The following is a 24,825-nucleotide window of genomic DNA, read 5'->3' as shown; positions in this document are numbered from 1 at the left end:
ATGCAACTGATCCCAACGCGCAACATTCTTCTCAATCAAGGAACAAGCGAGCAAAAAAGGCAAGAAATCAGGGAGTATTTTCTCCAAACCTACACGGTCTATGAGAAACTCTTTGAGCTGATGAAGGATGACGAAAGCTATTATCTCACCGCAGATCCTCTGCGTCATCCGCTGGTTTTTTATTTTGGTCATACGGCGACCTTTTTTATCAATAAACTGGTTCTTGCTAAGTTGATTGATAAGCGCATTAACCCCACATTCGAGTCGATCTTTGCGATTGGTGTGGATGAAATGAGTTGGGATGATCTGAACCAATCGCACTACAAATGGCCTAGAATTGCTGAAATTCGCGCTTATCGTGAGCAAGTGAAAATGAAAATCTTAGAGCTGATTGATACCTTACCGCTTGTTATGCCAATTTCATGGGAAAGCCCGTTTTGGGCGATTATGATGGGTATTGAGCATGAGCGCATTCATTTAGAGACGTCATCGGTGCTGATTCGCCAACTGCCACTTGAGTGTGTAACGCCAAGCGATTTTTGGAAAACGTGTCCGCTTGATACGCCTGTTGTGGAAAATGAACTGATATGCGTAAACGGCACAACGCTTCGTTTGGAAAAGAAAAAAGATGACGCGCTGTACGGTTGGGATAACGAATACGGTTTACATGTAAAAGAGGTAAAAGACTTTAAAGCCTCCAAATACCTTGTGAGTAATGCCGAATTTTTGGGCTTTGTCGAAGATGCTGGGTATGAAAACGAGCGTTTCTGGAATGAAGAGGGTTGGAAGTGGAAAACCTACAAAAATGCCACGATGCCTCTGTTTTGGAGCAAAGATGAGGATGGCTATTTCCTTCGCTTGATGGCAGAAGAAATCCCCATGCCATGGAGTTGGCCTGTCGAGATTAATTACCTCGAAGCCAAAGCGTTTTGCAACTGGAAAAGTCATAAAACAGGCAAACCTATTCGCCTCCCCAGTGAAGAGGAGTGGTATGTTCTTCGAGATTTACATGTAAAGGTTGAAGAGCTGTTTTGGGACAAAGCCCCTGCTAATATCAACCTAGAGTATTTTGCTTCAAGTGTGCCTATCGATACCTTCGCCTTTGGTGATTTTTACGATGTGATCGGCAATGTGTGGCAGTGGAGTGAGACGCCGATGAATGGGTTTGATGGTTTTTGCGTCCATCCGCTCTACGATGATTTTTCCGTTCCGACGTTTGACGATCGACATAACATCATCAAAGGCGGCTCGTGGATTAGCACGGGCAATGAAATCATTCGAGCTTCACGTTACGCGTTTCGTCGTCATTTTTACCAACATGCGGGTTTTCGCTACATTGAATCCAATGAGTCTGTGGAGACACATTCGGTCTTTTACGAGACAGACTTTGCACTTGCCAAAATGTGCGATGCCCATTTTGGAGAAAAAAAGAACAACTACTATGAAACAATGGCTCAGTTTTGCATCGCACTTGGTGGCGAAAAAAACAGAGCGCTTGAAATTGGCTGTGGGGTAGGGCGTGGAACCTTTGCGCTTGCGCGTCATTTTGAGATGGTGCATGGCATTGAATTCACCGCACGCGTTGTCAGACTTGCGACCAACTTTAAAGAGAGTGGCAAACTCAAATATACTTTAAAAGAAGAGGGCGAACTCGCACTCTTTATCGAGAGAAATTTGAGTGATTTTGGCATTGATCCACGTGTTCAAAAAGTCGAATTTTGGCAGGCTGATCCGCACAATATGAAGCCCTATTTTGATGGATATGACCTCATTTTAGCCAATGATGTGCTCGATACCTTGTATGATCCTGCGCTTTTTTTAGAGAAGATCAAAGAGCGTCTGAACCCACAAGGATTTTTGGTTATTGCCAGTAGCTACGACTGGGATGAAGCCAAAACACCTCGTGCCAAATGGCTCGGTGGTGTTAAGAAAAATGGCGAAAAATACAGTACATTCGATGCACTAAGCGAGCATTTATCGCCCTTTTTTGATTTACATGTAACGCCTGTGGAAATGCGCTTGAGCACCCATGAAAGTGCGCGAAAAGAGGTCGTAAAATCTTTACATGTAAGCGTGTGGAAGAAAAAGTAAATTGTCACGCGATTATTAGAACGTTAGACTACAATTCTCTCTTTATTTTAAATAAAGGGAGAGTGTATCGTGACTCAAGACATTCAACACATTAAAACTATTGTTGCTGACCCAACGCCACTGGGGCTTTTTGGTTTGGCTATGGTGACACTGGTCGCTTCATCGCAAAAATTGGGGTTGACGCTGGGTCTTTCACTCGTCTTACCTTGGGCTATTTTTTTAGGCGCATTTGTTCAGCTCATTGCCTGTTTCTTTGACTTTAAACACAATAATACGTTTGGGGCAACTGCCTTTGGCGCGTATGCCTTTTTTTGGTTTGGCGTGGCGCTTTCGTGGATGATTAAGCTGGGTCTTTTTGGTGAAGTTATTGCGTCACAAGCTGATGGCAAACAGCTTGGTTTTGCGTTCATTGGGTATCTTGTTTTCACGCTTTTTATGACCATTGGTGCGGTAGAGACCAACAAGGTTCTGCTTGCGATTTTTATTTTGATTGATCTTCTCTTTTTAGGGCTGATTGGCGACACATTTGGCTGGTTTCATGGCGCACACACGCTAGCTGCTTATGCGGAACTTGGCATTGCATTTCTCTCGTTTTATGGCTCTGGAGCAATTTTGCTCAATCATCATTTTGGAAAGTCATTTTTACCGATTGGTAAGCCTTTAGGCATCTTTAAATAGTTCCTCAACCGCTTCTAATCAAAGTGTAACGAAAAATAGTGTATTATGAGAGAAAGTAAAAAAGGAACATTATGAATATTATTGAAGGAAAACTCTCCCTAAATGGTAAAGAAAAAGTGGCGATTATCAACAGCCGATTTAACCATATTATCACTGATCGTTTAGTTGAAGGTGCGAAAGATGCGTTTATTCGTCATGGCGGCGATGAGAAGAATTTAGACCTTATTTTAGTCCCTGGGGCGTATGAAATTCCTTTAGCGCTCGATAAAATCTTAAGCAGTGGCAAGTATGACGCTGTGTGTTGTGTGGGTGCGATTATTCGTGGCAGTACGCCTCATTTTGACTACGTTGCGGCAGAAGCGACCAAAGGCGTTGCCAATACGGCACTTAAGTACCAAAAACCCGTCACCTTTGGTGTTTTAACCACCGATAATATCGAGCAAGCGATCGAGCGTGCGGGCAGTAAAGCCGGCAATAAAGGCTTTGAAGCCATGACAGGTTTGATCGAACTCATTAGCCTTTACAAACACCTATAAGGAAACGCTTTGGCAACACGACATCAAGCAAGAGAGAGCATTATTACCCTTTTGTACGCAGAAGATATTGGAAATCCTGGAATTGAAAAATTTATAGATGAACTTTTTGAAGAAAAAAAGATTCGAAATCAGCAAAAAGAGTTTGCCCTTGGGTTGTACCATGGTGTAAAAGAGCATTTAGTCATCATTGATGAAGCGATCAATCTTCATCTGAAAGAGTGGAATCTCAGTGAAATTGGAACGCTTGAACGTGCCATTTTAAGACTGGGCGCGTATGAAGTTTTGTACTCAGAACTCGATAATGCGGTCATAATCAACGAAGCGATTGAACTGGCGAAAAAGCTCTGCAACGAGACAAGCCCTAAGTTTATCAACGGTGTTTTAGACGCGATTTGTAAAGATGGAGAAGCCAAATAGATGAAGCTCTGTGTTGCGCTTGATTTACCAAGTAAGGCTGAAAATATCGCTCTGATTCAAAAACTCAAAAGTGAAGACGTTTGGCTTAAAGTGGGGCTTCGCTCTTTTATTCGAGACGGCGAAGCACTTTTGCATGAGATCAAAGCGATCAACCCTCATTTTAAACTCTTTTTAGACCTCAAAATCCACGACATCCCCAACACCATGGCAGATGCCGCGGAGTCGATGGTAAGTTTAGGTGTGGATATGTTCAACGTTCATGCCTCAAGTGGCGTTAAAGCGATGCGTATGGTCATGGAGCGTGTGAATGCACTTCCAAACCCACCGATTGTTTTAGCCGTAACCGCATTGACTAGTTTTGACAACGCCTCTTTTGAAGCGATTTATAAAACGCCGATTGCCCAAAAAGCGGTTGATTTTGCTAAAGATGCGTATGAGAGTGGTTTGAATGGAGTGGTCTGCTCCGTCTATGAGAGCTTAAATATTAAAGCGCATACGGCGTCTTCATTTCTAACGCTAACACCAGGCATTCGTCCTTTTGGTGAGAGCAGTAATGACCAAGAAAGAGTTGCTGATTTGGAAATGGCTAAAGCACAGCAGTCTGATTTTATTGTGGTGGGGCGACCGATCTATTATAGCGCAGATCCGCTGGGCATCGTAAAGAAAATTATCGAAAATATTTAGACACGAAGAGGTAGAAATGTTTCAGAAGATAGTGTTAAGTATCGTGTTGTTTTTTGCCTTTAGTATCGTTGCTTTTTTCTTGCTTATTAAAGTCATTGATTTTAACGAGTACAAGCCTCGCATTCAAAAAGCGATTAAAGAGAGTACGGGCTATGAAGTGATGATTCGTGGCGACATCACGCTTTCTCTCTCACCTGCTGGGGTGAGCATCTTTGATGTTGAAATTACCAATCCATCCTACCACGCTGAAGTTCCTTTTGCAAAACTAGGAAGCTTTGATGTGGCACTGGATCTTTCTGCTTTGCTGAAAAAAGAGATTAAAGTAAGACATATCGCGATTGATAGCCTCAGTTTGTTGGTTGAAAAGACCAAAGAGGGCACGTTTAACTATGAATTGCCTCCCGTGCCAAAAATCACTGATAAGAAGGCTAAAGAGGGAGATATAATCCTTGAACAAGAAGATGGATTCCCCCTTGTTAATGTTAAAAAAATTAAATTTAGTAATGCAAATATTGTCTATGTTGATCAAAAAAGCAACACACAAATTGATTTTGATAAGATCGATTTAGACATCAATCACATCCAGTACGATACTTCAAAACATCATCTTCAAGCGCTCTTTTTTACGGCAGACACCCATATCGATAAGATTCAATACGGTCGTTATGCGCTTAAAGACCTGTCGATGTCTTTTGAGATCAAAGATGCAATAGCCGTCAGCGAAAACCTCCATTATACGCTTTTTGAGACACCCATCCAAGGAAGTGGCAAATTTGACTTAAGTGGCAAACAACCTAAGATTTCGATTAAAAGCAAAATTGTTGATTTAAAGTTGGCAATGCTCTCTCGTGAATTACTCAATCAAGAATTGCTTGAAGGTAATGTCAATGGCGATCTTAGGCTCTCGTTCTTTGTCGGTGATTCTCACGCATTTAAGAGCACCTTAAACGGTTTTGTCCAACTGTATGGAACAGATGTGACACTTAAAGGGTATGACGTCGATAAAATCGCATTCATGCTTGATCCCAATCAGCGCTCAAAAGGGTTTTCTCTTGGCAATCTTATCTCTGGTGCAACAGGTGTCTTAAAAGGCGGCAATACCCTTTTAAAAGAGATCAATACCAAAATAGACATAGGCTATTCTGAAATACACCTCAGTGACGTAGCACTCAGTACGGCAACGAATCGTGTTGCAATGAAAGGGGCTGTTAATATAATTGATGAAAAATTCATCGATCTTAAAACAGCGCTTTTAGACGCAAGAGGATGCGCAACGTTTGAACAAAAAATGAGCGGATCGTTTGCCAAGCCTTCTTTAAAAGTTGATGACGCATCGATAACAGCACTCAGCAATGTGATACTCTCCTTTTCAACGAAGCCTAAAACAGCGCCCATCACACCCAAAAAAAATGATGAGAACTGTACGGTTTTTTATGAAGGGGTCATTAAACATCCTGTTGTAACGACAACGCCTTTGGGGGAATAAATTTTGCTTTTTTTAGATCAAATACCGATCTAAAAGGAGTACCCCATGCATTTAATTGAAGGTGTTGAGCTGATTGTAATGCTTAAAAACAAGATTGAAGAGGCGAAAAAAACAGATCAAGCCAGTGTCCAAAAGCTTCAGAAATTGCTTGAAAAGCTTTTAAAATCACACGATGCCGCTTATGTTTAAGCGATAAACGGCTTAAGAAAACGCTCTTAAGCCGTTTATTAGATACTTTTGCTATACTTTCACTCTACTTTTTAATGGACAGATGGGTGAGCGGCTGAAACCACATCCCTGCTAAGGATGCGTCGGGGTAACCTGACCGAGAGTTCAAATCTCTCTCTGTCCGCCACCTTTTATTTCCCCCTGATTTTTTTCATTCCAGCGTCATTGGCATAGCTATCCATGAAGATAAAACGTCAATGTGCCTATTTCAAGGTATTTAATGCTGAGAAATTTCTTAAAATAGGACAATTTTGCTATAATACACGGTTTAGCATGATTTAATATTATTGGGGGCAACAGTGAAAATGGGTTTAGTAAAAAAAAGTTTTTTATTTTTAATTACTTCTTGGGTCTATGCGGACACCGCGTCGCTTGTTTTGGAAAATGATGCTATGGTTGGGCAAGACCATCATTATACTAATGGGATGTATTTTACTTGGATGAGTGAACATGATACGACGTTTCCTGATCTGTTGCCTTTTATTGATTTAGAACACAAAAATGTCGCTTTTTCGATCTCACATGCGATTTTTACACCTGAAAACAAAGACATCCGTACAAGAGATCTAAATGATTCTCCTTATGCTGGTTATGTCGCCTTAAACATGTTGGCTTACAAATCATCTGCAAATTTCTTTCATGAAGTGGGTGTGAATATCGGCATGGTTGGTCCCTTTGCACAAGCCGACACCTTACAAAAAAGCTTTCATTCGGTGTTTGGATTTGATAAACCAGAGGGCTGGGATAACCAGTTGGATGATGAATTTACCTATGGAGCTTCGTATAATATTGGTTATAAAACAGATCCTATTTCGATTCAAGATTTAAGCCTAGATCTTACGACACATATCAAAGCCGATCTGGGAAATTTTTACACGGGAACGTTAGTAGGCACCTCTTTGAGGCTGAGCAGTATTCCTATGCGCAGTTTTATCACCACTGGAAATTTTATAGGGGCGCATGAGAGTTCATTGCTCAATTATGAACCCACAAAAAGTTTCAATTGGGCGTTGTCTCTTGGTGTTTTTTACAATAAATTTAATACCTATTACATCATTGATGAAGCGATTGATGAGGGGTATAATCTTGATAAATTAGACTATATGATTGGTGAAAAACTGGCACTTGACCTCTTTTACGATGCGTTAAAAGTCTCTTTTTATCTTAAATCAACCCAAACTGCTAGTTGAGAAGATGGTTTGAAAGTTGCTTTAAACTCCATAGAAAGCCGTGGGAGGCGAGATTATGGATCGAGATATTATAGCCGTTTATTGTTTAATTGATGAGTATTTGAAGGTATCAGGGATAAAAGATGATGTTAGAGCTAAGATTAGTAATGCAGAAGTGCTGCTTATCGGGTATATGGCAGTGAATGATTTTAATGGCAACTATTTCAAAGCACATCAGTATGTTAAGATGATGCACTTGGTGAAAGAGATTGACTACACGAGATTTTTGCGCCGCTTAGTAAAAATAAATGACGTGTTGTCCACACTTTTTTTGTTTTTAGGCTCATTGTTTCAGCGATTAAACGGTGCAAAGATTTACTCTGTTGATTCTTTTCCTGTTGAATTGTGCCAAATCACAAGGCAAAGCAGAGTCAGATTGTGGAGTGATCCATCTTTGAAGGGGTATAATGCATCCAAAGGAAGATTCTTTTATGGGCTTAAAGTCCATATGGTAGTCACAGCCGATAAAGAGCCTGTAATGGTACATATCTCAGAAGGCTCCATACACGATGTTACGGCGGGGTATCAATTTATGCACTATCTACCCCAAAAATCAATCACGATTGGAGATAAAGGGTATGTTTCATCAAAGTTAGAAGCTTTTTTAAAACAGTTTGAGATTGTACTTTCACCCATTGGGCGTAACAACATGCAACAAGAAAACAAAGAAGAGTATTTTACCAAGCGTAGAATTAGAAAAGGTGTTGAAACTGCCTTTTCTATGATCACTGCTAAGTTTGGTAAAGTGATTAAGGCTACAACCATTGGTGGCTTTTTAACAAAGCTTAGACTTTTCATCACTGCGTATGCTATCAACTGCTTTTTGAAGCTTAGTGATGACAAAAAAGCTCTTCTGTTTAACTAGCAGTTTGGGTTAAATCAATTGATATTGAAACAAAAGGTACAGCCTCTTCTGATAATGAAAAAACAGGTGTGGGACTGAGTGGGACTGAGAGCCTGTGCGTTTGCCTTTACATGTATATTTTGAGAAGAAAGTTGAATCAGAATGTTAAAACACTATACCCATTTTATTACAAAGCACTTTAAAGCCGTACTGTTCGCTGTTACGATTCTTACGGGCATTTTTGGCTATTACGCGCAATATTTGAGCATTGATGCTTCGGCTGAGACACTGTTGCTTGAAAATGATCAAGACCTTAAGCTCACACGCGAAGTGCATGCTCGTTACATCAGTCCCGATTATTTAGTCATCTCGTTTAGTCCTAAAGAGTCTCTACTCTCCGATACCACGCTTTCCACCATTCGAAATCTCAAAGCCTCTTTGCTCAAAATTGAAGGTGTTGAGAGCGTCACATCTTTGTTAGATGTCCCACTTTTGCAAAGTCCCCCTCGACCGATTCAAGAGCTCATTGGCAATGTTCAAACACTTGAATCGCCTGGTATTGACAAAGCCTTAGTGCAAAAAGAGCTGACCACAAGCCCTTTGTATGCGCAAAATCTTGTCAGTGAAGATTTTAAAACAACGGCGATTGTGGTCAATCTTAAAGATGATTTCACCTACACTGAGTTACTCACAAATCGCAACAAATACCTTCTTTTAGAGCAAGAAAGAGCTCTCACTCAAGAGGAAACAACCCAGTATGAAGCTGCCAAGAAAGCGTTTAAAGCGTATCGTGATAGTACCCGTGATGAGACGCATCGTCTGATTGAAACGGTGAGAGCAACCATTGCACCTTACAAAGGCGAGGGGGATCTTTTCTTGGGTGGAGTTATCATGATTGCGGATGACATGATCAGCTTTGTGAAAGATGACATCAAGATTTACGGTATTGCTATTTTAGTCATTATGATTGCCATTTTGTGGATTATCTTCCGTCAAATTCGCTTTGTGGTTTTGCCCATTATCGTCTCGATCAGCGCTGTGGTCATTACTACAGGCATCAATGCTCTTTTAGGGCTTGAAGTCACGGTTATCTCCTCCAACTACGTGGCGATGCAGCTTATCACGACACTTTCGTTGGTCATCCATCTCATCGTCTGCTACAGAGAAGAGTATGCGCTCTACCCTGATGCGTCACAAAAAGAGCTTTTAGGCATTGTCTTTGAGCGTATGAGTATTCCTTCCATCTTTGTCATTTTAACCTCTATTGCGGGCTTTGGTTCGCTGATGACGTGTGGTATTTTGCCGATCATCGATCTTGGTACGATGATGAACATTGGTGTAACCATCTCTTTAATCGTGACCTATACCCTTTTCCCTGCGATGATGATGCTTTTCAAAAAAGAGCCACCCGTTTTGGTGTTTGACAAAGCCTTTACCCTCAATGAAACCTTCGCCAAAATTGTAGAACATCACAGCCGAATCATTGTAACAGTGGCCATCGCTCTTGGGTTATTTAGTATTCTTGGGGCATCTCGGTTGGTGGTTGAAAACAGTTTTATCAACTACTTTAAAAAGAGTACTGAGATTTACAAAGGGATGAAGAAGATTGACAACAATTTAGGTGGAACGACTCCTTTAGAAATTGTGGTTAAATTTCCAAAAGCACCTGCGCAGAAAGAAAACAATGAGGACGCAGCTTCTGCTATCGATGGGTTTGAAGAGGAGTTCAATGCCATGAACAACGAAGCACAGTATTGGTTCACGGCGCAGAAAATGCAGACTATTTTAAAAGTCCACGACTATCTGCTCTCGTTACCTGAAATTGGCAATGTCTCCTCACTTGGAACGCTTGCAAAAGTAGGGCGCATCGTTAAAAATGGCAACGATTTTGACAACTTTGAGCTAGCTCTTTTGTACAATGAACTGCCTGAGCGATACAAAAAGATTTTACTCTCTCCGTATATCAATATTGAGCATGACGAAGCGCGTTTTGTGGTGCGTGTTGTAGACTCCAACCCAGAGCTCAGGCGTTCTGAGCTGTTGGAGAGTATTCAAAAAGGGTTGCAGAGTGAGGTCGGGCTTGATCCGCAAAATTATCATCTTGTGGGCATGATGGTGCTGTATAACAACATGCTTCAATCCCTCTTCTCCTCACAGATTTCGACCCTTGGGTTGGCGGTACTCTCCTTGGGCGCTATGTTTTTGTTCCTCTTCCGCTCTTTAAAAATTGCACTTTTGGCGATGACCGTCAACATGGTTCCTGTAAGTGTCATCTTTGGCATCATGGGGTTTGCTAACATTCCTCTTGATATGATGAGCATTACAATTGCGTCGATTGCGCTGGGCATTACGGTGGACAATACGATTCACTACTATTACCGCTTCCGTGAAGAGCTTCAAATTGATGGTGACTACATCGCTTCGATGCACCGAGCACACGGAACGATTGCTTTTGGTATGTTTTACTACTCGTTGGCTACCATTGTAGGCTTCTTGGTGATGGTGACATCCAACTTCATCCCCACCCTTATCTTCGGACTTTTAACGGTCATCGTTTTGATAACGGCGATTGTCTCCGATCTTCTCTTCTCACCGTTTTTAGTGGTCTTTTTCAAACCGTTTGGCAAAGGCGTGACGCACAAAAAATAACCTTCATCTATCGCTCCTTTTGGGTATACTGTGTGAAAAAGGAGTGATAGATGCTGAGCCTGAACTGCCCCGAACTCGATACCTACCATCTTCAGTGTGACGAACTGTTAAGCTCTTTTGACTACACTCATTTTACGGAATCGTTTAGCGCGCTGATCCACCATACGAAAGAGCATTTTGCTAACGAAGAGCGCTTGATGAAAGAGCTTCATTTTCAAGGTTACATGGAGCATTTTGAGGAGCACCAAAAAATTCTTGGCGAAATGAGCCAGTTCTTAGCAATGGCGATGCAGGGCAATACTTTGTTTGCCAAAAACTACATCAAAAACGGTGTGGGCGATCGTTTGGATCTGCACATTCGCAACATCGACTCACAGCTGGCGATGTTTCTCAAAACTCAAGCGTAATTTTTTACATGTAAACGTTTGAAGCAAGGAAAAAAATGACAAAATGGATTGTGCTCTGCTTGAGCACACTTTTGGTTTACGCTTCAGAACTGCCGACGGTTGCATCTGTTGACATCAATCGTTATCTGGGGCGTTGGTATGAGATCGCACGGTTTGATCATCGTTTTGAGCGTGGCTGCAGTCGTGTTGAAGCCTTTTACACGCTCAGAGAAGATGGCATGATCGGCGTTAAAAACAGCTGTTATGTAGCCGATGAAAATCGTACCAAAGAAGCCAATGGACGCGCTTACAGTGTCGATGAAAAAAGCAATTCTAAACTCAAAGTCACCTTCTTTTGGCCATTTTACGGCAATTATTGGATTATTGATTTAGCCGAAGATTACCGTTATGCGGTTATCAGTGAGCCTAGCAAGGAGTATTTTTGGATCCTTTCGCGCACTCCTGAGATGGCGCAATCTGACATCGACCACATTCTCTCTCTTGCCACGACGCTAGGTTTTGATACCACCAAACTTATTTGGCGTTCAAAAACCATGTTGACGCAAGGTGCAGACTAAAGCCGATCAACCCAACGCCTACCACTTTTTGCACAATGAAAAGGTACGGAAGCAGTTTTAACGCTCTTTGATTGCCAAACAAAAACGCTACAAAGATGTCCCACACGAGTAATAACGCTATCATCCACGCCGCGTAAAAAATCTTTACATGTAAAGCTGTCTCAGGCTGAATGATCGTAAAAAGCAAAGAGAAATAAAAGAGAATATTTTTAGGATTGAGAAATGCTGAGAAAAGCCCTTGTACAAAGAGTTTGAACGCCATTTTTGCGTTTACATGTAACGTATTTTCAAGGCGTGGTTTGGGTGCAAAAAAGAGCAGACAGCCAAGGTAAAACAAAAACGCCGCACCGCCCATTTCAACGAGTGAGAGAATCATCCTGTAGCGACTTAAAAATTCATACCCAATGTACGCTAAAGCAATGTAAAGCGCGTTCCCACTCGCAATCCCCAAACAACTCCACCACGCCTTTTTGTAGCCATGACTTAGCGCGTGTTTAATAATGAGAAAAAAGTCCTGCCCTGGGCTTAAAAGCGCTAAAAAATAGATGGATGTTAGGGTGAAAAACTGAGGCTCAAACATGTCATTCCTTTTTTACATGTAAGCATAAAGCAAACGCGAAAAAAGTTATTGTATAAAATTGACTTGGTACTCTTTGGGTGTGAGGGCGGTGTGACGTTTGAAAAAGCGGTGGAAGTGGCTTTGGTCGACGAAGCCACAGTATTGAGCACACAGGGCAAGTGAGGTGCCAAGGCGAAGCAACTGCTTTGCGTGTTCGATGCGCACATCCAGCGCGTAGTGTTTTGGAGTACATCCGTAAGTCTGTTTAAAGTGGCGAGCGAGAACAAAGGGGTTGATGGAAAAGCGTTTAGCAAGCTCGTCGAGACGGGGTGTTTCATCCATGCGACTCTCTAAAAAGTGCGCTACGTCTTGGAGCACATCGCCTTTTTTTTGACTCACGCCTTGCTTCGTGTAAAGCCAAAAAAAGTGCTCCAACCATGCCTCTAACTCTTTTACATGTAAAGATGAAAACCCCTCTATGAGTGCGGTAATAATGCGCTCAAACGCCTCAAATAAAGCCTTATGAAATACCAATGGCGTGGTGAGTGGCAGCAGGGTTGTGGCTTCTTTAAAGTGTTTGGCTTGTATGCGCGCGCAAAGCTCTGCGTCTAGATAAACCATAATGTAACTTCGTTTGGTATGAGGTAAGGGATTGCACGCGTGTTGGGTGTGCGGTGGAATGATCGCAAGGGCGCCGCGTTGGAGTAAAAACGAACCATTGGGCGTTTGAAACGTCGTTGTACCTTCCACCATAAAGCCAATGGAAAGGGTTGGATGGGCATGACTTTCATACGCGCGCTCACTTTGAAGTGTTTGGCGAATCTGCAAAAAAGGTGCCTGCTCATAGCAAATCAGATTGGTTTTTGTCTCGTTCATAAAAGTATTGTAATATAATTATTTAAATGTTAGCAAGGAGAAGGGCATGAAAAAACTCTTTTGTATCATGGTTCTAATGATCGCATCTTCACTGTTTGCGCTGGATTTTGAACGCGAGAGTGAGCTTCAAAATGGATGTGACCATAACGATGGGAAGGCGTGTTTGGAACTTGGAAGCATGTACCACGTCGGGGAAGGCGTATTGCAAAGTTTTTCCCATGCCCGCACTTTGTACGAGCAAGCCTGCAATTTAGGCAACTCCAAAGGGTGCACCAGTTTAGGCTATATGTACGAAAATGGACACGCAGGTACCAACCTTCCAAAAGCGGCAGAATTGTATGAACGCGCATGCGTCAATGGTGATGCTTCGGGTTGTGAAAGCTTAGCGATGCTGTATGAAAATGGCAAAGGAGTCAGCGAAGATATGCAAAAAGCCATTGATTATTACGATCGCGCTTGCAATGGTGGAGATAGCAGTAGTTGCGCACATCTCGGACTTTTGTACGAGCAAGATGGCAATATGGAGTATGCCGTAACGTATTACCAAAACAGTTGTGATGCAGGAGGTGCCAGTGAATGTGTGCATCTTGGGAGCATGTACTATGTGGGTGGCGCCGTCGAGCAAAATGAAGAGCGCGCCATCTTGTTTTTCAAAAAGGCGTGCGAGCTGGGAGATGAGACAGGATGCAAAAACTACGAGAAAATTAAGAACAGTTATTTTATTGAGTAAGGCTTATATGTAAACTCATTTAGCTAAAAAATGCGCTTTGGTTTTGGCATGGCGGTAAGCGAACATGGCGTCCATATCTCTTTTAACGAACCAGAAAAAGAGCGATTGGAAAACGGGAAGGGGAGATGAGAGGGTGATGGTTTCGTCCATACGCGTGCGATTTTCGCCTTCTGCGACAAAAAGTCTTTCATGTCGAAACGACGCAAAAGGGCCTTTGATCATCACATCGACAATGCTTTGAGGGCAGTTAATCTCCAGTGCCATCTCCCAACGTGTCGTAATCCCAAACTTTTTGATGTCAAGTATAACGCTGTTTGGCTCCATTTTTACGATGTTCACCTTAATCGACGGCGGCGTAATCAGCGGAAGATTGTGTGTGTCGGTGTGAAACGCACAGACTGCTTCAGGACTTGCGTCAAGAATGCAGGTGTAATGCAAGGTTTTGAAGTTCATGGTGTTCCTTTTTGTTGAGTGTAGCGTATTTGCATGAATTTAGTTTACATGTAAAGATTTTAAGTTGACATGTATCTACATATGGAGTAAAATAGCTACAAAAAAGGAGATGCCATGAAAAAAGCAATTAACATCAGGTTGGATGAAACGCTTTTGAATGAGATCGATACCATCGGCAAAGAAATCGACCGCAATCGTACGTGGATCATCGAAAAAGCGGTTTCTGCCTACATGGATACGCTGGATGAAATGATCGCCGATAAGCGCATTGATGAGATCAAATCAGGCAAAGCGGGCGTCATGAGCTTAGAAGAGGTCGCAAAAAACTTGAGTCTTGCCAATGTTTGAGGTCATTTTTGACAAACGAGCTTTTAAAGAGTTGGCACAATTAGAACATGACGTGCAACAGCTCATTTGGTCAAAAATTGCAGAGTTAAACGTCGGCAATTTTACGAACGATAAAGCTCTCAAAGGCAACCACAAAGGCAAATTTCGCAAACGCGCAGGCGATTATCGTATTGTGTATCTCAAAGAGGGCACCATTTTGCTCATTACCATTATCCGCATCGCGCATCGTAAAGAGGTTTATTAAAAGTGATCAATCTTTACATGTAAACCATTTCCATCATCCTTGACAACCTTTTACATGTAAAGTAAAATGGTCTCAAAACTCCCATCAAAAGGTCGATCATGAAAAAATTACTCTGCTTTTTTCTGCTTCTTTCAAGCGCTGTTTTTGCCGCTGGAAATGTAGAATCTGTAACCCTTGTCAAGTCAGACAAGAGCTGGGATGGCTCTAGCTTGCCCGCTTACCCCACAGAGGCGCCTGAGATTTCGGTTTTGAAGATCACCATTCCTGCTCACACGGAGCTTCCGCTTCACAAGCATCCCATCATCAATGCGGGGTATATGGTCAAAGGCGCACTGAAAGTTGTGACGGATGAGAACAAAACGTTGCAGCTCAAAGCGGGTGATGCCCTCATTGAAGTGGTGGAGAAGTGGCATTATGGCGTGAATGAGGGCGATGAGTCCGTCGAGATCGTTGTCTTTTATGCGGGGACGAAAGAGAGTGCTTATTCCATTAAAAAATAGTTTTGTTATAATGATACACATAAATTTCTGCCTCGTTAGAGGCAAGCTTTAGTGCCACAGCGGCGTAGCGTAGGTTTTTGGGCTTTGCCTAAAAACCGTGATAAAAGAGTTCTGTAAGAACTCTCATGAGATGAGGAGTGCGCGATGGACAAAGAGTTGCAAACGCTTCAGAAGTTTTACACGGTTGTGATTGAGTTTTTGACCCATTACAGTTTTCAGCTTTTGGGGGCGCTGATCATCGTTGTTTTAGGTTGGTTTGCGGCGAAGTATGTGTATGCGCTTTTGATGCGTCTGTTTGAGAGTAACCATTTTGATAGCACGCTGGCTAAGTTTGTCGCGAGCGTGGTTAAGATGCTGGTTTTTACTGCGATGATCGTCATTGCCCTTGGAAAAATTGGCATTTCCATCGCTCCGTTTGTTGCGGCGATTGGTGCGGTTTCTTTGACGGCTGGTTTGGCTCTTCAAGGCAGTGTTTCCAACTATGCAGCAGGTGTTTTACTCATCATTTCGCGTCCGTTTAAAGTCGGCGATACGCTTTCCATCGGTGGTTTTTACGGGGTGGTCGAAGAGATCAAACTCTCCTACACCGTGCTTCGCAATGAAGATGAAGAGCTCATCACGATTCCCAATAAAAAGATGATCGGCGATGTGTTGGTCAACTCGTTTGAGTTTAGGGTTGTGGAGACCAGTATTGGTGTGGCGTATGAAGAAGATCCTGCTAAAGCGATTGCCGTGATGCACGAGGTTTTGGATGGCTTTAGCGAGGTTTCCAAAGAGCATAAACCCGTCATTGGCATTGCACAATTTGGCGAGAGTTCCATCACCCTTGGGCTTCGCTATTGGGTGCCGACGAAGCGCTATTTTAAGGTACAGTATGAGGTCAATTTAGCGCTTTATAGCGCTTTACATGTAAACAATATCAGCATTCCTTACCCGCAGCGTGAAGTAAGAATTTTAGGAGAAAAATTTGATTCCAAAGAAGTATGAGTTTATCACATTTGCCTTTTTTATGTCGCTGTTTATGACCTTGTTGATGTCATTTGTTATCACACTCATCAACGTAGGTTTTACGGATACTTTTTTCTTGCAATGGTTTAAAGCCTTTTGGAGAGCTTATATAGTCGCATTTCCTGCAATCTTGATCGTTGTTCCAATCGTGCGAAAGCTTGTTAAAAAGCTGATTATTGAATCTTAATGTTTAAAAAACTCGATCAGTCCCATCACGATTTCAAAGCCGATGAGGCCGATGATGATCCACTCTAGAAACTCGCTGTGTTTGTGGTTGAACATATCCAGCGCCATGCTGATGTCGTCTTTGAGGTTAGTGAGTTTGTGCTCGACGATCTCGAAGCGATCTTTGAGCTCTAGGATGGATGAAAGTCTATTGTAGAGCTTTTCTGCTTCTTCGTTGTCCCACAAAATATTAGGTTTATCAAGCAAAAACAGATCACTCACCATGCCGTGTTGAATGGCGGTGAGGTTGCGTGCAAATTCGATGAGTTTGGAGCGTTTGAGCAGGGCATAACTCTGTGTGAGATCAAGCAGTTGTTGACTCTTTTCAAAATGCACATCAAGGTCTTGCTCATACTTCTCCAACCCCACGCTTTGCGAGATGACAAGCGCTATGATGATGAGGTAAAGCGGCAAGGGTTCTTTGAGGATAATTTGCTCATTACTGACTTTACATGTAAACTCTAAATTGGGCTCAATGAGAATCGGATAGTCTTGAAAAATGTAGCGCTGTTCCAAAAAAGAGGCATCTTTGATGCCCAATTTGACGAGCGCTTCATCCATCGCCTCTTGTTTCCAGTTGATAAAGGTGAGGACATGGAACTGCGTATAGACCAAAAAGGTGTCGCGGTATTGATGAAAAAACGCCTTTTCGATTCCTTTTTTCAACGTGCAATCGAGCCTTGTTTCCACCTCTTGTCTGGTAAAAGGAGTCGGAAGCGAGATTGAGATGAGGGAAAAAGGTGTAGCCATAAAAACTCCTTGTAAAAACTCTTTTCAAATGATACTCCTAAAATAGAACTAAAGTATTACATGTAAAGAAGTGTTAACAAATTACTGGTAATATTAGCCTAAAAAAACAGTCAATGACGTAAGGATACCAATGCGTTTGAAATTCATAGGGAGCATGGTTTTTGGCGTGGCGTGTGTGCTGTTAGCGGAGGATTTTGATCCACTGGGCACATACGCGCTGTTGCCAAAACAGCAAGCGACGTTTGTGACCTGCACCACAACCGATCTGAGTAAGTCTTTGGAATTGTCCGATGTCGTGATGGCAGCACTGTGCAACAATCCGCAAACAAACATTGCGTGGCAAACATCGCTCTACCAAGCAGCACAAGTGGGAGTAAGTCGTTCTGCGTATCTGCCAACACTGAGTGCCTCAGGCTCGATTTTGCAGAGTGAAAGCAGTGAAACACGCAATGGTGATCAAGAGAATATCAGCGTGACGCTCTCGTATTTGCTCTACGATTTTGGCAAACGCGACGCGACGTACGATAACGCAAGAGCGCTTTTGGATGCAGCCCTTTTTTCGGAAAACGACACGATTCAAAGCGTTTTTCTCTCCGCTGTTGAAGCCTACTACACGCTTTTTGGCTCCAACGCTTCATTGGAAGCGAGTCTTGAAGCCGAACGCTCCGCACTGGAGAGTCTCAATGCTGCTAAAACACGCTACTCTGTAGGCACCGCAACCCCTGCAGATACCTTGCAAGCGCAAACGGCGTATTCGCAAGCGATGCTCAACCGTATTCAAGCCGAAGGGAGCGTGAAAAGCGCGCAAGGTGGGCTGGCGAGTGTTTTGGGCATGATGCCTGACACCACGATTTTGCTGCAAAATCCACGTCTTGCTATTCCTGATATCGCTTTTGAGAGTAATATCAGAGCTTTGATGGATGAGGCGCAACGGCTTCGTCCCGATTTGATGGCGGCAAGTGCGAAGATCAAAGCGTATGAAGCACAGCTCAAAGCTGCCAAAGCGGATCACATGCCTTCCTTTTCCCTCTCAGCAACATCGGGCAATACCGATACGGTGTTCAATACCTCTCAGCGAAGTTCCAGCATTGGACTTTACGTAAGCATTCCTATTTTTTCAGGCTTTAATACGAAGTACAAAGTTCAAGCAGCGCAACAACAGCTCAAAATCAGCGAAGCAGAGTATGAAAAGCTCTCCCAAGATGCGAACTTAGACGTCTATAAAACGTACCAAACCTTGATTAGCGAAACCCAAGCCACACGCACGAGTAACGATTTGGTCGCCAGTGCGCAAGCTTCGTACGATCTTGCCCTTGGCCGCTACAAAGCAGGAGTTGGAACGATTCTTGATCTTTTAAGCGCTCAAAGTGCCCTTGCGAGTGCTAAACAGCAACACATCCAGTCACTTTACAACTGGTACATTACCAAAGCAAGCCTCGCCAAAGCGATGGGCTCACTTGATTTCTCAACGATAAAAGGACAACCATGAACATTGTAAAAAAGATGCTACTTCACAAATTTACTATTATCTTTGCATTGATTGCACTGTGTATTGGTGGGTATTATGGTTGGGAAGAGTACACAAAACCGCCTCTCGAAGCGAAGTATAAATTTCACACCTTGGAGCTTGGCGATGTCACGCAAAGTGTCTCTGCCAATGGCACGCTGAACCCGTTAGTGCTCGTTACGGTGGGTACGCAAGTCTCAGGAAAAGTCATTAAACTGTATGTTGATTTTAACGATCGTGTGGAACAAGGGCAAATTTTAGCCGAACTTGATCCTGCGCTTTTGGATGCACAAGCCGCGCAAAGTGCCGCAAGCGTTCAAAGTGCCGAAGCCTCTTTGGAACTTGCCATTGCCAATGAAAAACGCTCTCGCGAACTCTTTTCTAAAGAGTACATCTCAAAACAAGAGTTAGACGTGAGTGTCCAAGAGCTTAAAGCGGCGCGTGCGGCGCTCAATCTTGCCCTTGCGCAATCGCAAAAAGATCGCACCAACCAAGGATATACGATTGTGCGTTCCCCCGTTTCAGGTGTCGTGGTCGACCGCCAGATCGATGTAGGACAAACGGTCGCGGCGAGTTTATCGGCACCCGTGCTTTTTAAAATTGCACAAGATTTAAGGCAGATGCAGATCGACTCTAACTTTGCCGAAGCAGACATTGGGCGTATCAAAGTAGGGCAAAAAGTGACCTTTGCGGTCGATGCATTTCCCAACAATGCATTTGTCGGCGTGGTTAAGCAAGTCAGACTCAACGCGACCACCGTTTCCAATGTTGTAACGTATGATGTGGTCGTAACGGTTGAAAATCCCGATGAAATCCTCATCCCTGGCATGACGGCGTATGTCAATGTCATCCTTGCGGAGAAGAAAAATGTCTTGATAGTGCCCAATGCGGCTTTACGTTATAAACCAACGATGCCGCCAAGTAAAGATGCCAAACCTACTACGCCAAAAAAAGAGAAAAAAGAGCGAGGCAGTGCCACACTGTTTGTGTTTGAAAATGGCGTACCAAAACCTATCAAAGTCAGTGTCGGGATTTCTGATAATCGTATGAGTGAAATCATCACGGATGAGCTCAAAGCTGGTGATAAAATCATTGTGGAAGAGAATAAATATTCGACGGCCACGAGTGCCACAGGAGGTGGTTCTCATCCTCCCATGAGGCCTTTTTAATGGAAGAGATCATTAAGATACAGGATTTAAGCAAGAACTATCACACCGATGCGGGTGAAGTTAATGTGCTTAAAGGTGTGGATATTACGATTGAAAAAGGCGAATTTGTCGCCATCATGGGACCCTCAGGCTCTGGAAAATCGACCTTTATGAACATATTGGGTTGCCTTGATAAAGTCACGGGTGGAAACTATTTTTTAGGCGCTAAAGACACCAAAAATCTGAGCAGAGATGAGCTTGCTGACCTTCGAAATCACATGATCGGTTTTGTCTTTCAAGGCTTCAACCTGATTCCACGACAAAACCTTATCGACAATGTGGCGCTACCTTTGGTCTACTCAGGCATGAAGGCACACGAGCGTAAAATTCGCGCCAAAGAGATCCTTAAAAGTGTGGGGCTTGAAGCGTTTGGAACCTACTTGCCCAATCAAATCTCAGGCGGACAACAGCAACGCGTTGCGATTGCGCGCGCTTTGGTCAATCGCCCTAAACTGATTTTAGCGGATGAGCCAACGGGTAATCTTGACACCAAAACGAGTGAAGAGATCATGCAACTTTTTTGCGATCTAAACGAAAAAGAGGGCATTACGATTGTGCTCGTAACCCATGAGCCTGACATCGCGCGTTACGCTAAACGGTTGGTTAATTTCGTCGATGGCAGGATTCAGCACGATGGACCAACAGCGTTACATGTAAAAGAGATCGCATGATTTTGGCGATGTTATTTGAAGCATGGCGCGCCATGGGAGCTAACAGACTGAGAACCTTTTTGACGATGCTTGGCATGGTCATCGGCGTGGGAGCCGTCATTGTGATGTCCGCGGTGGGAGCAGGTACGCAAGCCAAAGTCAAAGACTCCATCGCGTCGATGGGAAGCAATTTGCTTATCGTTCTTGCAGGCTCTATGAGCTCAGGCGGGGTACGTTTGGGAAGTGGTGGGGTTCAAACACTTACCGCTTCCGATGCGACTGCCATCGAAGAGATGGATACGGTTTTAGCCGCAGCTCCCACCACTTCGAGCTCTGCTCAATTCATCTACCAATCCACGAACTGGTACACGCAAGTGACAGGAACAACTCCTTCGTACTTTGAAGTGCGCGACTGGGAGATCGAAAATGGTTACTCTTTTACGGACTCGGATGTTAGAGGTGCCACACGTGTCGTGGTTTTGGGTAAAACGATTGCACAAAATCTTTTTGGCGATGAAGACCCTGTGGGCAAAACAATACGAATTAAAAACAGTCCGTATTTGGTTGTGGGTATTTTAGCAAAAAAAGGGCAAAGTTTAGATGGCAGGGACCAAGACGATACGGCGATTGTGCCTATTACGACAGCACAAACGAAGCTTTTTGGAACGCAGTTTAAAGGCGTCGTGCGATTCATTATGGTCGAAGCGCTTAATGATAGCGTGATGGATCAAGCCGAAAAAGAGATGAGAGAACTTTTACGACAACGTCATAAACTGCGTGAAAATGCGGAAGATGATTTTACGATTCGTAACCTCACCGCGCTTGCCAATACAGCGCAAGAGACGACTAAAGCGATGTCTTTGATGTTGGCTGCGATTGCTTCGATTTCTCTGCTTGTTGGGGGCATTGGTATTATGAACATTATGCTCGTTTCTGTGACGGAGCGTACCCGTGAAATTGGTATTCGCATCGCGATTGGCGCGAAACAGCGTCATATTTTAATGCAGTTTTTACTTGAAGCGCTGATGATCTCGATCATTGGCTGTCTCATTGGCGTCTGTGTGGGCGTGGGTGGAGCTTATACGGTGGCGCATTTCTTTCCTATTAGCGTGGTGATTACTCAAAATTCCATCCTTATCTCTTTCTTGGTTGCAACAGGGGTTGGTGTCTTTTTTGGATTTTACCCCGCACGAAAAGCAGCCAATCTGGAACCTATTGATGCGTTGCGGTACCAATAATTGCGCTATAATTCTTCAAAATTAGCATAGGAAGATCAATGAAATTACTTTTAATTGGTGCGGGCAATATGGGTGGAGCGATGCTTCAAGGTTTACATGTAAACGATATTACAGTTGTTGAAGCGTACCCACCAAGAGTACTAGAACTTCAAACGCTTTATCCAACAATCACCATTGTGAGCGAGATTCCCTCCTTAGAAGGGTATCTGGTCATCCTTGCGATCAAACCCCAATCGTTTAGCATGCTGCACACCAAAGGCATCGCGGAGGGCGTGATTTCCATTATGGCGGGTGTGAGTTTGGAAAAACTGAAATCGGGCATTATGGCAAAGCATTACATTCGCTCTATGCCCAATATGGCAGCTCTCGTACGCAAATCTGCGACATCATTGTGCGGGGATGTGGCACTTAAAGATGAAGCGATGGATATTCTAAGCTCCATCGGTCGTTGTTTTTGGTTAGAGAGTGAAAAAGAGCTCGACATCGCAACAGGACTCGCTGGTTCTGCCCCTGCGTGGATCGCACTGGTCGCAGAAGCGCTGAGTGATGGTGCCGTCAATCTTGGAATGAAGCGAGAGATTACCTACCAATACATCGCAACGCTTTTTGAAGGCGTGGGCGAAGTGCTCAAAAGTGAACACCCAGCCCTTTTAAAAGACAAAGTGATGTCCCCTGCTGGCACGACTGCGGCGGGTTATGCCAAACTGGAAGAGGGAAAAGTGCGAGACAGTTTTATCAAAGCGATGGAAGCATCGTATGAGAGAGCAAAGGGTTTTTCAAAGTAGAAACGATTAAGGCTTGTCTGTTGACAAGCCTACGCGATTTTTTGTGCTTTTTTCTTGCTTGCGGTGGTTTTCTTTTTGCTTTTTGATGGCGCAGTTGCTTTTTGAGAGGCTACTTTAGAGTGGGTGATGTCAGGTAGAACATCTTCAAAAATGGTTCTAATGTCATTCCAACGGTGTTCGGAGTTGAGCATCACCACTAAGATATCTTTTTTCCCATTTTTAGCACGCGCAATGAGACATGGGCCTGCTTTTTGGGTGTAGCCTGTTTTGATTCCGACGGCGTATTTGTAGTTGTTGAGCAGTTTATTATGGGTGTAGGCGGCATACGATCTTTTGGTATTGATCGCTCTAAAATCGTGACGCTTTAGTTTTGCCATCTCGTTAAAATTGTTGTTTTTAATTGCATATTCACTCATCGTTAAAAGATCCAGTGCGGTGGAGTAGTGACGACCAATGTCAAATCCGCATGGGTTGGTGAAGTTGGTATTTTTCATGCCAATGGCTTTGGCTTTTTTATTCATTTGTACTACAAATTTATCGACATCCCCATCCCCCAAAAAGACGCCAATGCTCATCGCAGCATCATTAGCAGACATGACCATTGCCGCTTTAACAAGGTCTCTTAAGTAGAATTTTTCACCCACACGAAGGTTTGCTTTAGTGGGTTCAACTTGGATCATTTCACGGGTAATCGTTACAACCTCGTTCATACGACCACTCTCTAGGGCTAACAGGGCGGTCATAATTTTGGTTAAACTTGCGGGTTGGTTGATTTTTTGTTCATCTTTGGCGAAGATAAGTTGTTTTGTACTTAAGTCTTTTGCAATGATCGAATCGGTGTTGCGTCTAATACGATCCGCGGTCTCTTTGTCAAGGTAAGCTGCACTAAGGGAGCTTGTGATAATGCATGCGCCGCAGATAAGCGATAAAATTTTGTGTGTCATAAGGCTCTTTTAAAAATAGATTTTTGATTTTAGTAAAAATTTCTTAAAATTCCCCTTTTAAAATGGCTAAAATAGCCACTTTGCCTCAAATGGTGAAAAAATAAACAGAATGCGTTATAACGCTTAAGGTAATAACGTTATAATGCTCCAAATAGTTTAAGTACGATCTACCGTTATATACTTTAATTACATAAGGAAGATATATGGAAGGGATTACCTCTGGTGTGATGAGTTTTGACAAACCAGCCCTTTTAGAAAAGCGCATTAGGCTCCTTGAGGCGATTGCCGAGACAGGTTCCATCAGCAGTGCCGCCAAAAGAGTGGGGCTGAGTTATAAAGCGACATGGGAAGCCGTTGATACGATGAATAACCTCTCCAACCATCCTCTTGTGACACGTGTTACAGGTGGTAGTGGAGGCGGCGGAACAACCCTAACACCCTTAGGTATTGAGGTGATTGCCAACTACAGCGTTTTAAAAAAAGAGTATGAAAGATTTTTAAATAGACTTTCGACGGTCGGTGACTTTGAGATGAACAGTTTAAAACACATACAAAGGATTGCTATGCAGATCAGTGCGCGTAATCAGCTGATGGGAAAAATCGGTGAGATCAAACAAGCCAAAGTGAATGCAGAGGTGAGCATTGTGCTCAAAAGTGGGGTGATTCTTGTCTCCACCATCACCAACAGCGCGGTCGAAGAGTTAGGGCTTGAGATTGGCGATGAAGTGGTTGGCATCATTAAAGCCTCTTCGGTGTTAATTTCCAATGTTCTTGACATCGCAACGAGTGCACGCAACAAGCTTGCAGGCGTGATCACAGATATCAAAATCGGTGAAGTCAATGCACAAGTAAGCATTGACATCGGTCAAAACGATGTGGTGGTCTCCACCATTACATCAGAATCGGTCAGAGCTTTAAGCCTTGGGGTTGGTTCTCGCGTCTGCGCCATCATCAAATCCAGTAGTATTTTAATCGGAAAATAAAAATCTTATGA

29 protein-coding genes and 1 tRNA gene are annotated in these 24,825 nt (G+C 43.2%); 25 read left to right on the top strand and 5 right to left on the bottom strand.

The annotated features are described in order from the left end of the window. The 13 genes from ovoA to SMUL_RS12125 all read left to right on the top strand — a co-directional run bounded on the left by ovoA (position 1) and on the right by SMUL_RS12125 (position 11,806). Positions 1 to 2,091, top strand: coding sequence for a 5-histidylcysteine sulfoxide synthase (gene ovoA, locus SMUL_RS12180; protein ID WP_025345533.1), 2,091 nt, complete (start codon positions 1 to 3; stop codon positions 2,089 to 2,091). A 69-nt stretch (positions 2,092 to 2,160) separates the two neighbouring features. Further along, positions 2,161 to 2,769: an acetate uptake transporter gene (locus tag SMUL_RS12175; RefSeq protein WP_025345532.1), complete on the top strand. Its 609-nt coding sequence runs from the start codon at positions 2,161 to 2,163 to the stop codon at positions 2,767 to 2,769. A gap of 71 nt (positions 2,770 to 2,840) precedes the next feature. After that, positions 2,841 to 3,305 (top strand): 6,7-dimethyl-8-ribityllumazine synthase, encoded by a 465-nt coding sequence (gene ribH, locus SMUL_RS12170; protein WP_025345531.1) that lies wholly within the window; start codon positions 2,841 to 2,843, stop codon positions 3,303 to 3,305. Between the two features lie 9 nt (positions 3,306 to 3,314). Continuing rightward, entirely contained in the window at positions 3,315 to 3,722 is a 408-nt protein-coding gene (nusB, locus tag SMUL_RS12165) for a transcription antitermination factor NusB (RefSeq protein ID WP_025345530.1), read from the top strand. Then, positions 3,723 to 4,406, top strand: coding sequence for an orotidine-5'-phosphate decarboxylase (pyrF, locus tag SMUL_RS12160; RefSeq protein ID WP_025345529.1), 684 nt, complete (start codon positions 3,723 to 3,725; stop codon positions 4,404 to 4,406). A 16-nt stretch (positions 4,407 to 4,422) separates the two neighbouring features. After that, positions 4,423 to 5,892, top strand: a complete 1,470-nt coding sequence (locus SMUL_RS12155) for an AsmA family protein (protein WP_025345528.1) — start codon at positions 4,423 to 4,425, stop codon at positions 5,890 to 5,892. 45 nt (positions 5,893 to 5,937) lie between these two features. Next, positions 5,938 to 6,081 (top strand): hypothetical protein, encoded by a 144-nt coding sequence (locus SMUL_RS17270; protein WP_169730529.1) that lies wholly within the window; start codon positions 5,938 to 5,940, stop codon positions 6,079 to 6,081. Between the two features lie 76 nt (positions 6,082 to 6,157). Next, positions 6,158 to 6,247: transfer RNA gene (locus tag SMUL_RS12150), tRNA-Ser, on the top strand. Positions 6,248 to 6,425: 178 nt separating this feature from the next. Beyond that, positions 6,426 to 7,310 (top strand): lipid A deacylase LpxR family protein, encoded by an 885-nt coding sequence (locus tag SMUL_RS12145; RefSeq protein WP_084613166.1) that lies wholly within the window; start codon positions 6,426 to 6,428, stop codon positions 7,308 to 7,310. A 55-nt stretch (positions 7,311 to 7,365) separates the two neighbouring features. Next, positions 7,366 to 8,214 (top strand): IS982 family transposase, encoded by an 849-nt coding sequence (locus SMUL_RS12140; RefSeq protein WP_025345526.1) that lies wholly within the window; start codon positions 7,366 to 7,368, stop codon positions 8,212 to 8,214. 141 nt (positions 8,215 to 8,355) lie between these two features. Then, the gene (locus tag SMUL_RS12135; RefSeq protein WP_025345525.1) at positions 8,356 to 10,842 is read left to right on the top strand and encodes an efflux RND transporter permease subunit; all 2,487 of its coding nucleotides are present in this window, start codon (positions 8,356 to 8,358) and stop codon (positions 10,840 to 10,842) included. Positions 10,843 to 10,892: 50 nt separating this feature from the next. Beyond that, entirely contained in the window at positions 10,893 to 11,249 is a 357-nt protein-coding gene (locus SMUL_RS12130) for a bacteriohemerythrin (RefSeq protein ID WP_025345524.1), read from the top strand. 35 nt (positions 11,250 to 11,284) lie between these two features. After that, the gene (locus tag SMUL_RS12125) at positions 11,285 to 11,806 is read left to right on the top strand and encodes a lipocalin family protein (protein ID WP_025345523.1); all 522 of its coding nucleotides are present in this window, start codon (positions 11,285 to 11,287) and stop codon (positions 11,804 to 11,806) included. On the opposite strand, the gene SMUL_RS12120 is transcribed toward SMUL_RS12125, so the two are convergent. After that, on the bottom strand, positions 11,763 to 12,386 hold the full coding sequence (locus SMUL_RS12120; RefSeq protein WP_025345522.1) for a LysE family translocator: 624 nt from the start codon (positions 12,384 to 12,386) through the stop codon (positions 11,763 to 11,765). The two genes, SMUL_RS12125 and SMUL_RS12120, sit on opposite strands and share 44 nt — an antisense overlap. A 45-nt stretch (positions 12,387 to 12,431) precedes the next feature. Continuing rightward, positions 12,432 to 13,241 carry an AraC family transcriptional regulator gene (locus SMUL_RS12115; RefSeq protein ID WP_025345521.1) on the bottom strand — a complete coding sequence of 270 codons (810 nt, stop codon included), beginning with the start codon at positions 13,239 to 13,241 and terminating at the stop codon, positions 12,432 to 12,434. A gap of 46 nt (positions 13,242 to 13,287) precedes the next feature. Here SMUL_RS12115 and SMUL_RS12110 point away from each other — a divergent pair, with 46 nt between their 5' ends. Further along, complete coding sequence (locus SMUL_RS12110; RefSeq protein ID WP_025345520.1) at positions 13,288 to 13,971, top strand: tetratricopeptide repeat protein; 684 nt, start codon at positions 13,288 to 13,290, stop codon at positions 13,969 to 13,971. A 15-nt stretch (positions 13,972 to 13,986) separates the two neighbouring features. Here SMUL_RS12110 and SMUL_RS16760 read toward each other — a convergent pair whose 3' ends face one another. Beyond that, a complete protein-coding gene (locus SMUL_RS16760) occupies positions 13,987 to 14,424 on the bottom strand; it encodes an SRPBCC family protein (protein ID WP_025345519.1) in 438 nt (145 codons plus the stop codon). Between the two features lie 114 nt (positions 14,425 to 14,538). Here SMUL_RS16760 and SMUL_RS12100 point away from each other — a divergent pair, with 114 nt between their 5' ends. From SMUL_RS12100 to SMUL_RS12080, 5 genes are all read left to right on the top strand, one after another. Then, positions 14,539 to 14,772, top strand: coding sequence for a CopG family ribbon-helix-helix protein (locus SMUL_RS12100; protein WP_025345518.1), 234 nt, complete (start codon positions 14,539 to 14,541; stop codon positions 14,770 to 14,772). Further along, entirely contained in the window at positions 14,765 to 15,016 is a 252-nt protein-coding gene (locus SMUL_RS12095) for a type II toxin-antitoxin system RelE family toxin (protein ID WP_025345517.1), read from the top strand. Before SMUL_RS12100 ends, SMUL_RS12095 begins: the two co-directional genes overlap by 8 nt. 98 nt (positions 15,017 to 15,114) lie before the next feature. Further along, positions 15,115 to 15,516 (top strand): cupin domain-containing protein, encoded by a 402-nt coding sequence (locus SMUL_RS12090; protein ID WP_025345516.1) that lies wholly within the window; start codon positions 15,115 to 15,117, stop codon positions 15,514 to 15,516. 144 nt (positions 15,517 to 15,660) lie between these two features. After that, positions 15,661 to 16,503: a mechanosensitive ion channel family protein gene (locus tag SMUL_RS12085; protein ID WP_025345515.1), complete on the top strand. Its 843-nt coding sequence runs from the start codon at positions 15,661 to 15,663 to the stop codon at positions 16,501 to 16,503. Then, positions 16,484 to 16,711 carry a DUF2798 domain-containing protein gene (locus SMUL_RS12080; protein WP_025345514.1) on the top strand — a complete coding sequence of 76 codons (228 nt, stop codon included), beginning with the start codon at positions 16,484 to 16,486 and terminating at the stop codon, positions 16,709 to 16,711. Before SMUL_RS12085 ends, SMUL_RS12080 begins: the two co-directional genes overlap by 20 nt. On the opposite strand, the gene SMUL_RS12075 is transcribed toward SMUL_RS12080, so the two are convergent. Continuing rightward, entirely contained in the window at positions 16,708 to 17,499 is a 792-nt protein-coding gene (locus SMUL_RS12075; protein WP_025345513.1) for an RMD1 family protein, read from the bottom strand. The genes SMUL_RS12080 and SMUL_RS12075 overlap by 4 nt on opposite strands. Before the next feature lie 130 nt (positions 17,500 to 17,629). Here SMUL_RS12075 and SMUL_RS12070 point away from each other — a divergent pair, with 130 nt between their 5' ends. Genes SMUL_RS12070 through proC form a run of 5 tightly spaced genes read left to right on the top strand, consistent with a single transcriptional unit; the run spans position 17,630 to position 22,887 of the window. Then, positions 17,630 to 18,988: a TolC family protein gene (locus SMUL_RS12070; protein WP_025345512.1), complete on the top strand. Its 1,359-nt coding sequence runs from the start codon at positions 17,630 to 17,632 to the stop codon at positions 18,986 to 18,988. Next, positions 18,985 to 20,175, top strand: coding sequence for an efflux RND transporter periplasmic adaptor subunit (locus tag SMUL_RS12065; protein ID WP_025345511.1), 1,191 nt, complete (start codon positions 18,985 to 18,987; stop codon positions 20,173 to 20,175). Before SMUL_RS12070 ends, SMUL_RS12065 begins: the two co-directional genes overlap by 4 nt. Continuing rightward, entirely contained in the window at positions 20,175 to 20,885 is a 711-nt protein-coding gene (locus SMUL_RS12060; RefSeq protein ID WP_025345510.1) for an ABC transporter ATP-binding protein, read from the top strand. The genes SMUL_RS12065 and SMUL_RS12060 overlap by 1 nt, the downstream gene beginning before the upstream one ends. Further along, positions 20,882 to 22,102 carry an ABC transporter permease gene (locus tag SMUL_RS12055; protein ID WP_025345509.1) on the top strand — a complete coding sequence of 407 codons (1,221 nt, stop codon included), beginning with the start codon at positions 20,882 to 20,884 and terminating at the stop codon, positions 22,100 to 22,102. Before SMUL_RS12060 ends, SMUL_RS12055 begins: the two co-directional genes overlap by 4 nt. A gap of 38 nt (positions 22,103 to 22,140) precedes the next feature. Next, positions 22,141 to 22,887 carry a pyrroline-5-carboxylate reductase gene (gene proC, locus SMUL_RS12050; RefSeq protein WP_025345508.1) on the top strand — a complete coding sequence of 249 codons (747 nt, stop codon included), beginning with the start codon at positions 22,141 to 22,143 and terminating at the stop codon, positions 22,885 to 22,887. 29 nt (positions 22,888 to 22,916) lie between these two features. On the opposite strand, the gene SMUL_RS12045 is transcribed toward proC, so the two are convergent. After that, a complete protein-coding gene (locus tag SMUL_RS12045; RefSeq protein ID WP_025345507.1) occupies positions 22,917 to 23,831 on the bottom strand; it encodes a D-alanyl-D-alanine carboxypeptidase family protein in 915 nt (304 codons plus the stop codon). A 203-nt stretch (positions 23,832 to 24,034) separates the two neighbouring features. Between SMUL_RS12045 and SMUL_RS12040 the strand changes: the two genes are divergently transcribed. Beyond that, the gene (locus SMUL_RS12040) at positions 24,035 to 24,814 is read left to right on the top strand and encodes a TOBE domain-containing protein (RefSeq protein ID WP_025345506.1); all 780 of its coding nucleotides are present in this window, start codon (positions 24,035 to 24,037) and stop codon (positions 24,812 to 24,814) included. Positions 24,815 to 24,825: the final 11 nt, after the last annotated feature.

Source organism: Sulfurospirillum multivorans DSM 12446, assembly GCF_000568815.1.
Taxonomy (GTDB): Bacteria; Campylobacterota; Campylobacteria; order Campylobacterales; family Sulfurospirillaceae; genus Sulfurospirillum; species Sulfurospirillum multivorans.
The sequence above is the reverse complement of the archived record's forward strand: the minus strand, read 5'-3'. Positions and strand labels throughout refer to the sequence as shown.

Excerpts from the sequence above, each read along its gene's own strand:
- SMUL_RS12115 (WP_025345521.1), bottom strand. The coding sequence starts at position 13,241 with ATGAACGAGACAAAAACCAATCTGATTTGCTATGAGCAGGCACCTTTT.
- ribH (WP_025345531.1), top strand. The coding sequence starts at position 2,841 with ATGAATATTATTGAAGGAAAACTCTCCCTAAATGGTAAAGAAAAAGTG.
- SMUL_RS12125 (WP_025345523.1), top strand. The coding sequence starts at position 11,285 with ATGACAAAATGGATTGTGCTCTGCTTGAGCACACTTTTGGTTTACGCT.
- SMUL_RS17270 (WP_169730529.1), top strand. The coding sequence starts at position 5,938 with ATGCATTTAATTGAAGGTGTTGAGCTGATTGTAATGCTTAAAAACAAG.
- SMUL_RS12085 (WP_025345515.1), top strand. The coding sequence starts at position 15,661 with ATGGACAAAGAGTTGCAAACGCTTCAGAAGTTTTACACGGTTGTGATT.
- SMUL_RS12120 (WP_025345522.1), bottom strand. The coding sequence starts at position 12,386 with ATGTTTGAGCCTCAGTTTTTCACCCTAACATCCATCTATTTTTTAGCG.
- proC (WP_025345508.1), top strand. The coding sequence starts at position 22,141 with ATGAAATTACTTTTAATTGGTGCGGGCAATATGGGTGGAGCGATGCTT.
- ovoA (WP_025345533.1), top strand. The coding sequence starts at position 1 with ATGCAACTGATCCCAACGCGCAACATTCTTCTCAATCAAGGAACAAGC.
- SMUL_RS12135 (WP_025345525.1), top strand. The coding sequence starts at position 8,356 with ATGTTAAAACACTATACCCATTTTATTACAAAGCACTTTAAAGCCGTA.
- SMUL_RS12130 (WP_025345524.1), top strand. The coding sequence starts at position 10,893 with ATGCTGAGCCTGAACTGCCCCGAACTCGATACCTACCATCTTCAGTGT.
- pyrF (WP_025345529.1), top strand. The coding sequence starts at position 3,723 with ATGAAGCTCTGTGTTGCGCTTGATTTACCAAGTAAGGCTGAAAATATC.
- SMUL_RS12155 (WP_025345528.1), top strand. The coding sequence starts at position 4,423 with ATGTTTCAGAAGATAGTGTTAAGTATCGTGTTGTTTTTTGCCTTTAGT.
- SMUL_RS16760 (WP_025345519.1), bottom strand. The coding sequence starts at position 14,424 with ATGAACTTCAAAACCTTGCATTACACCTGCATTCTTGACGCAAGTCCT.
- SMUL_RS12045 (WP_025345507.1), bottom strand. The coding sequence starts at position 23,831 with ATGACACACAAAATTTTATCGCTTATCTGCGGCGCATGCATTATCACA.
- SMUL_RS12055 (WP_025345509.1), top strand. The coding sequence starts at position 20,882 with ATGATTTTGGCGATGTTATTTGAAGCATGGCGCGCCATGGGAGCTAAC.
- SMUL_RS12065 (WP_025345511.1), top strand. The coding sequence starts at position 18,985 with ATGAACATTGTAAAAAAGATGCTACTTCACAAATTTACTATTATCTTT.
- SMUL_RS12040 (WP_025345506.1), top strand. The coding sequence starts at position 24,035 with ATGGAAGGGATTACCTCTGGTGTGATGAGTTTTGACAAACCAGCCCTT.
- SMUL_RS12100 (WP_025345518.1), top strand. The coding sequence starts at position 14,539 with ATGAAAAAAGCAATTAACATCAGGTTGGATGAAACGCTTTTGAATGAG.
- SMUL_RS12075 (WP_025345513.1), bottom strand. The coding sequence starts at position 17,499 with ATGGCTACACCTTTTTCCCTCATCTCAATCTCGCTTCCGACTCCTTTT.
- SMUL_RS12090 (WP_025345516.1), top strand. The coding sequence starts at position 15,115 with ATGAAAAAATTACTCTGCTTTTTTCTGCTTCTTTCAAGCGCTGTTTTT.
- SMUL_RS12140 (WP_025345526.1), top strand. The coding sequence starts at position 7,366 with ATGGATCGAGATATTATAGCCGTTTATTGTTTAATTGATGAGTATTTG.
- SMUL_RS12145 (WP_084613166.1), top strand. The coding sequence starts at position 6,426 with ATGGGTTTAGTAAAAAAAAGTTTTTTATTTTTAATTACTTCTTGGGTC.
- SMUL_RS12110 (WP_025345520.1), top strand. The coding sequence starts at position 13,288 with ATGAAAAAACTCTTTTGTATCATGGTTCTAATGATCGCATCTTCACTG.
- SMUL_RS12095 (WP_025345517.1), top strand. The coding sequence starts at position 14,765 with ATGTTTGAGGTCATTTTTGACAAACGAGCTTTTAAAGAGTTGGCACAA.
- SMUL_RS12070 (WP_025345512.1), top strand. The coding sequence starts at position 17,630 with ATGCGTTTGAAATTCATAGGGAGCATGGTTTTTGGCGTGGCGTGTGTG.
- SMUL_RS12060 (WP_025345510.1), top strand. The coding sequence starts at position 20,175 with ATGGAAGAGATCATTAAGATACAGGATTTAAGCAAGAACTATCACACC.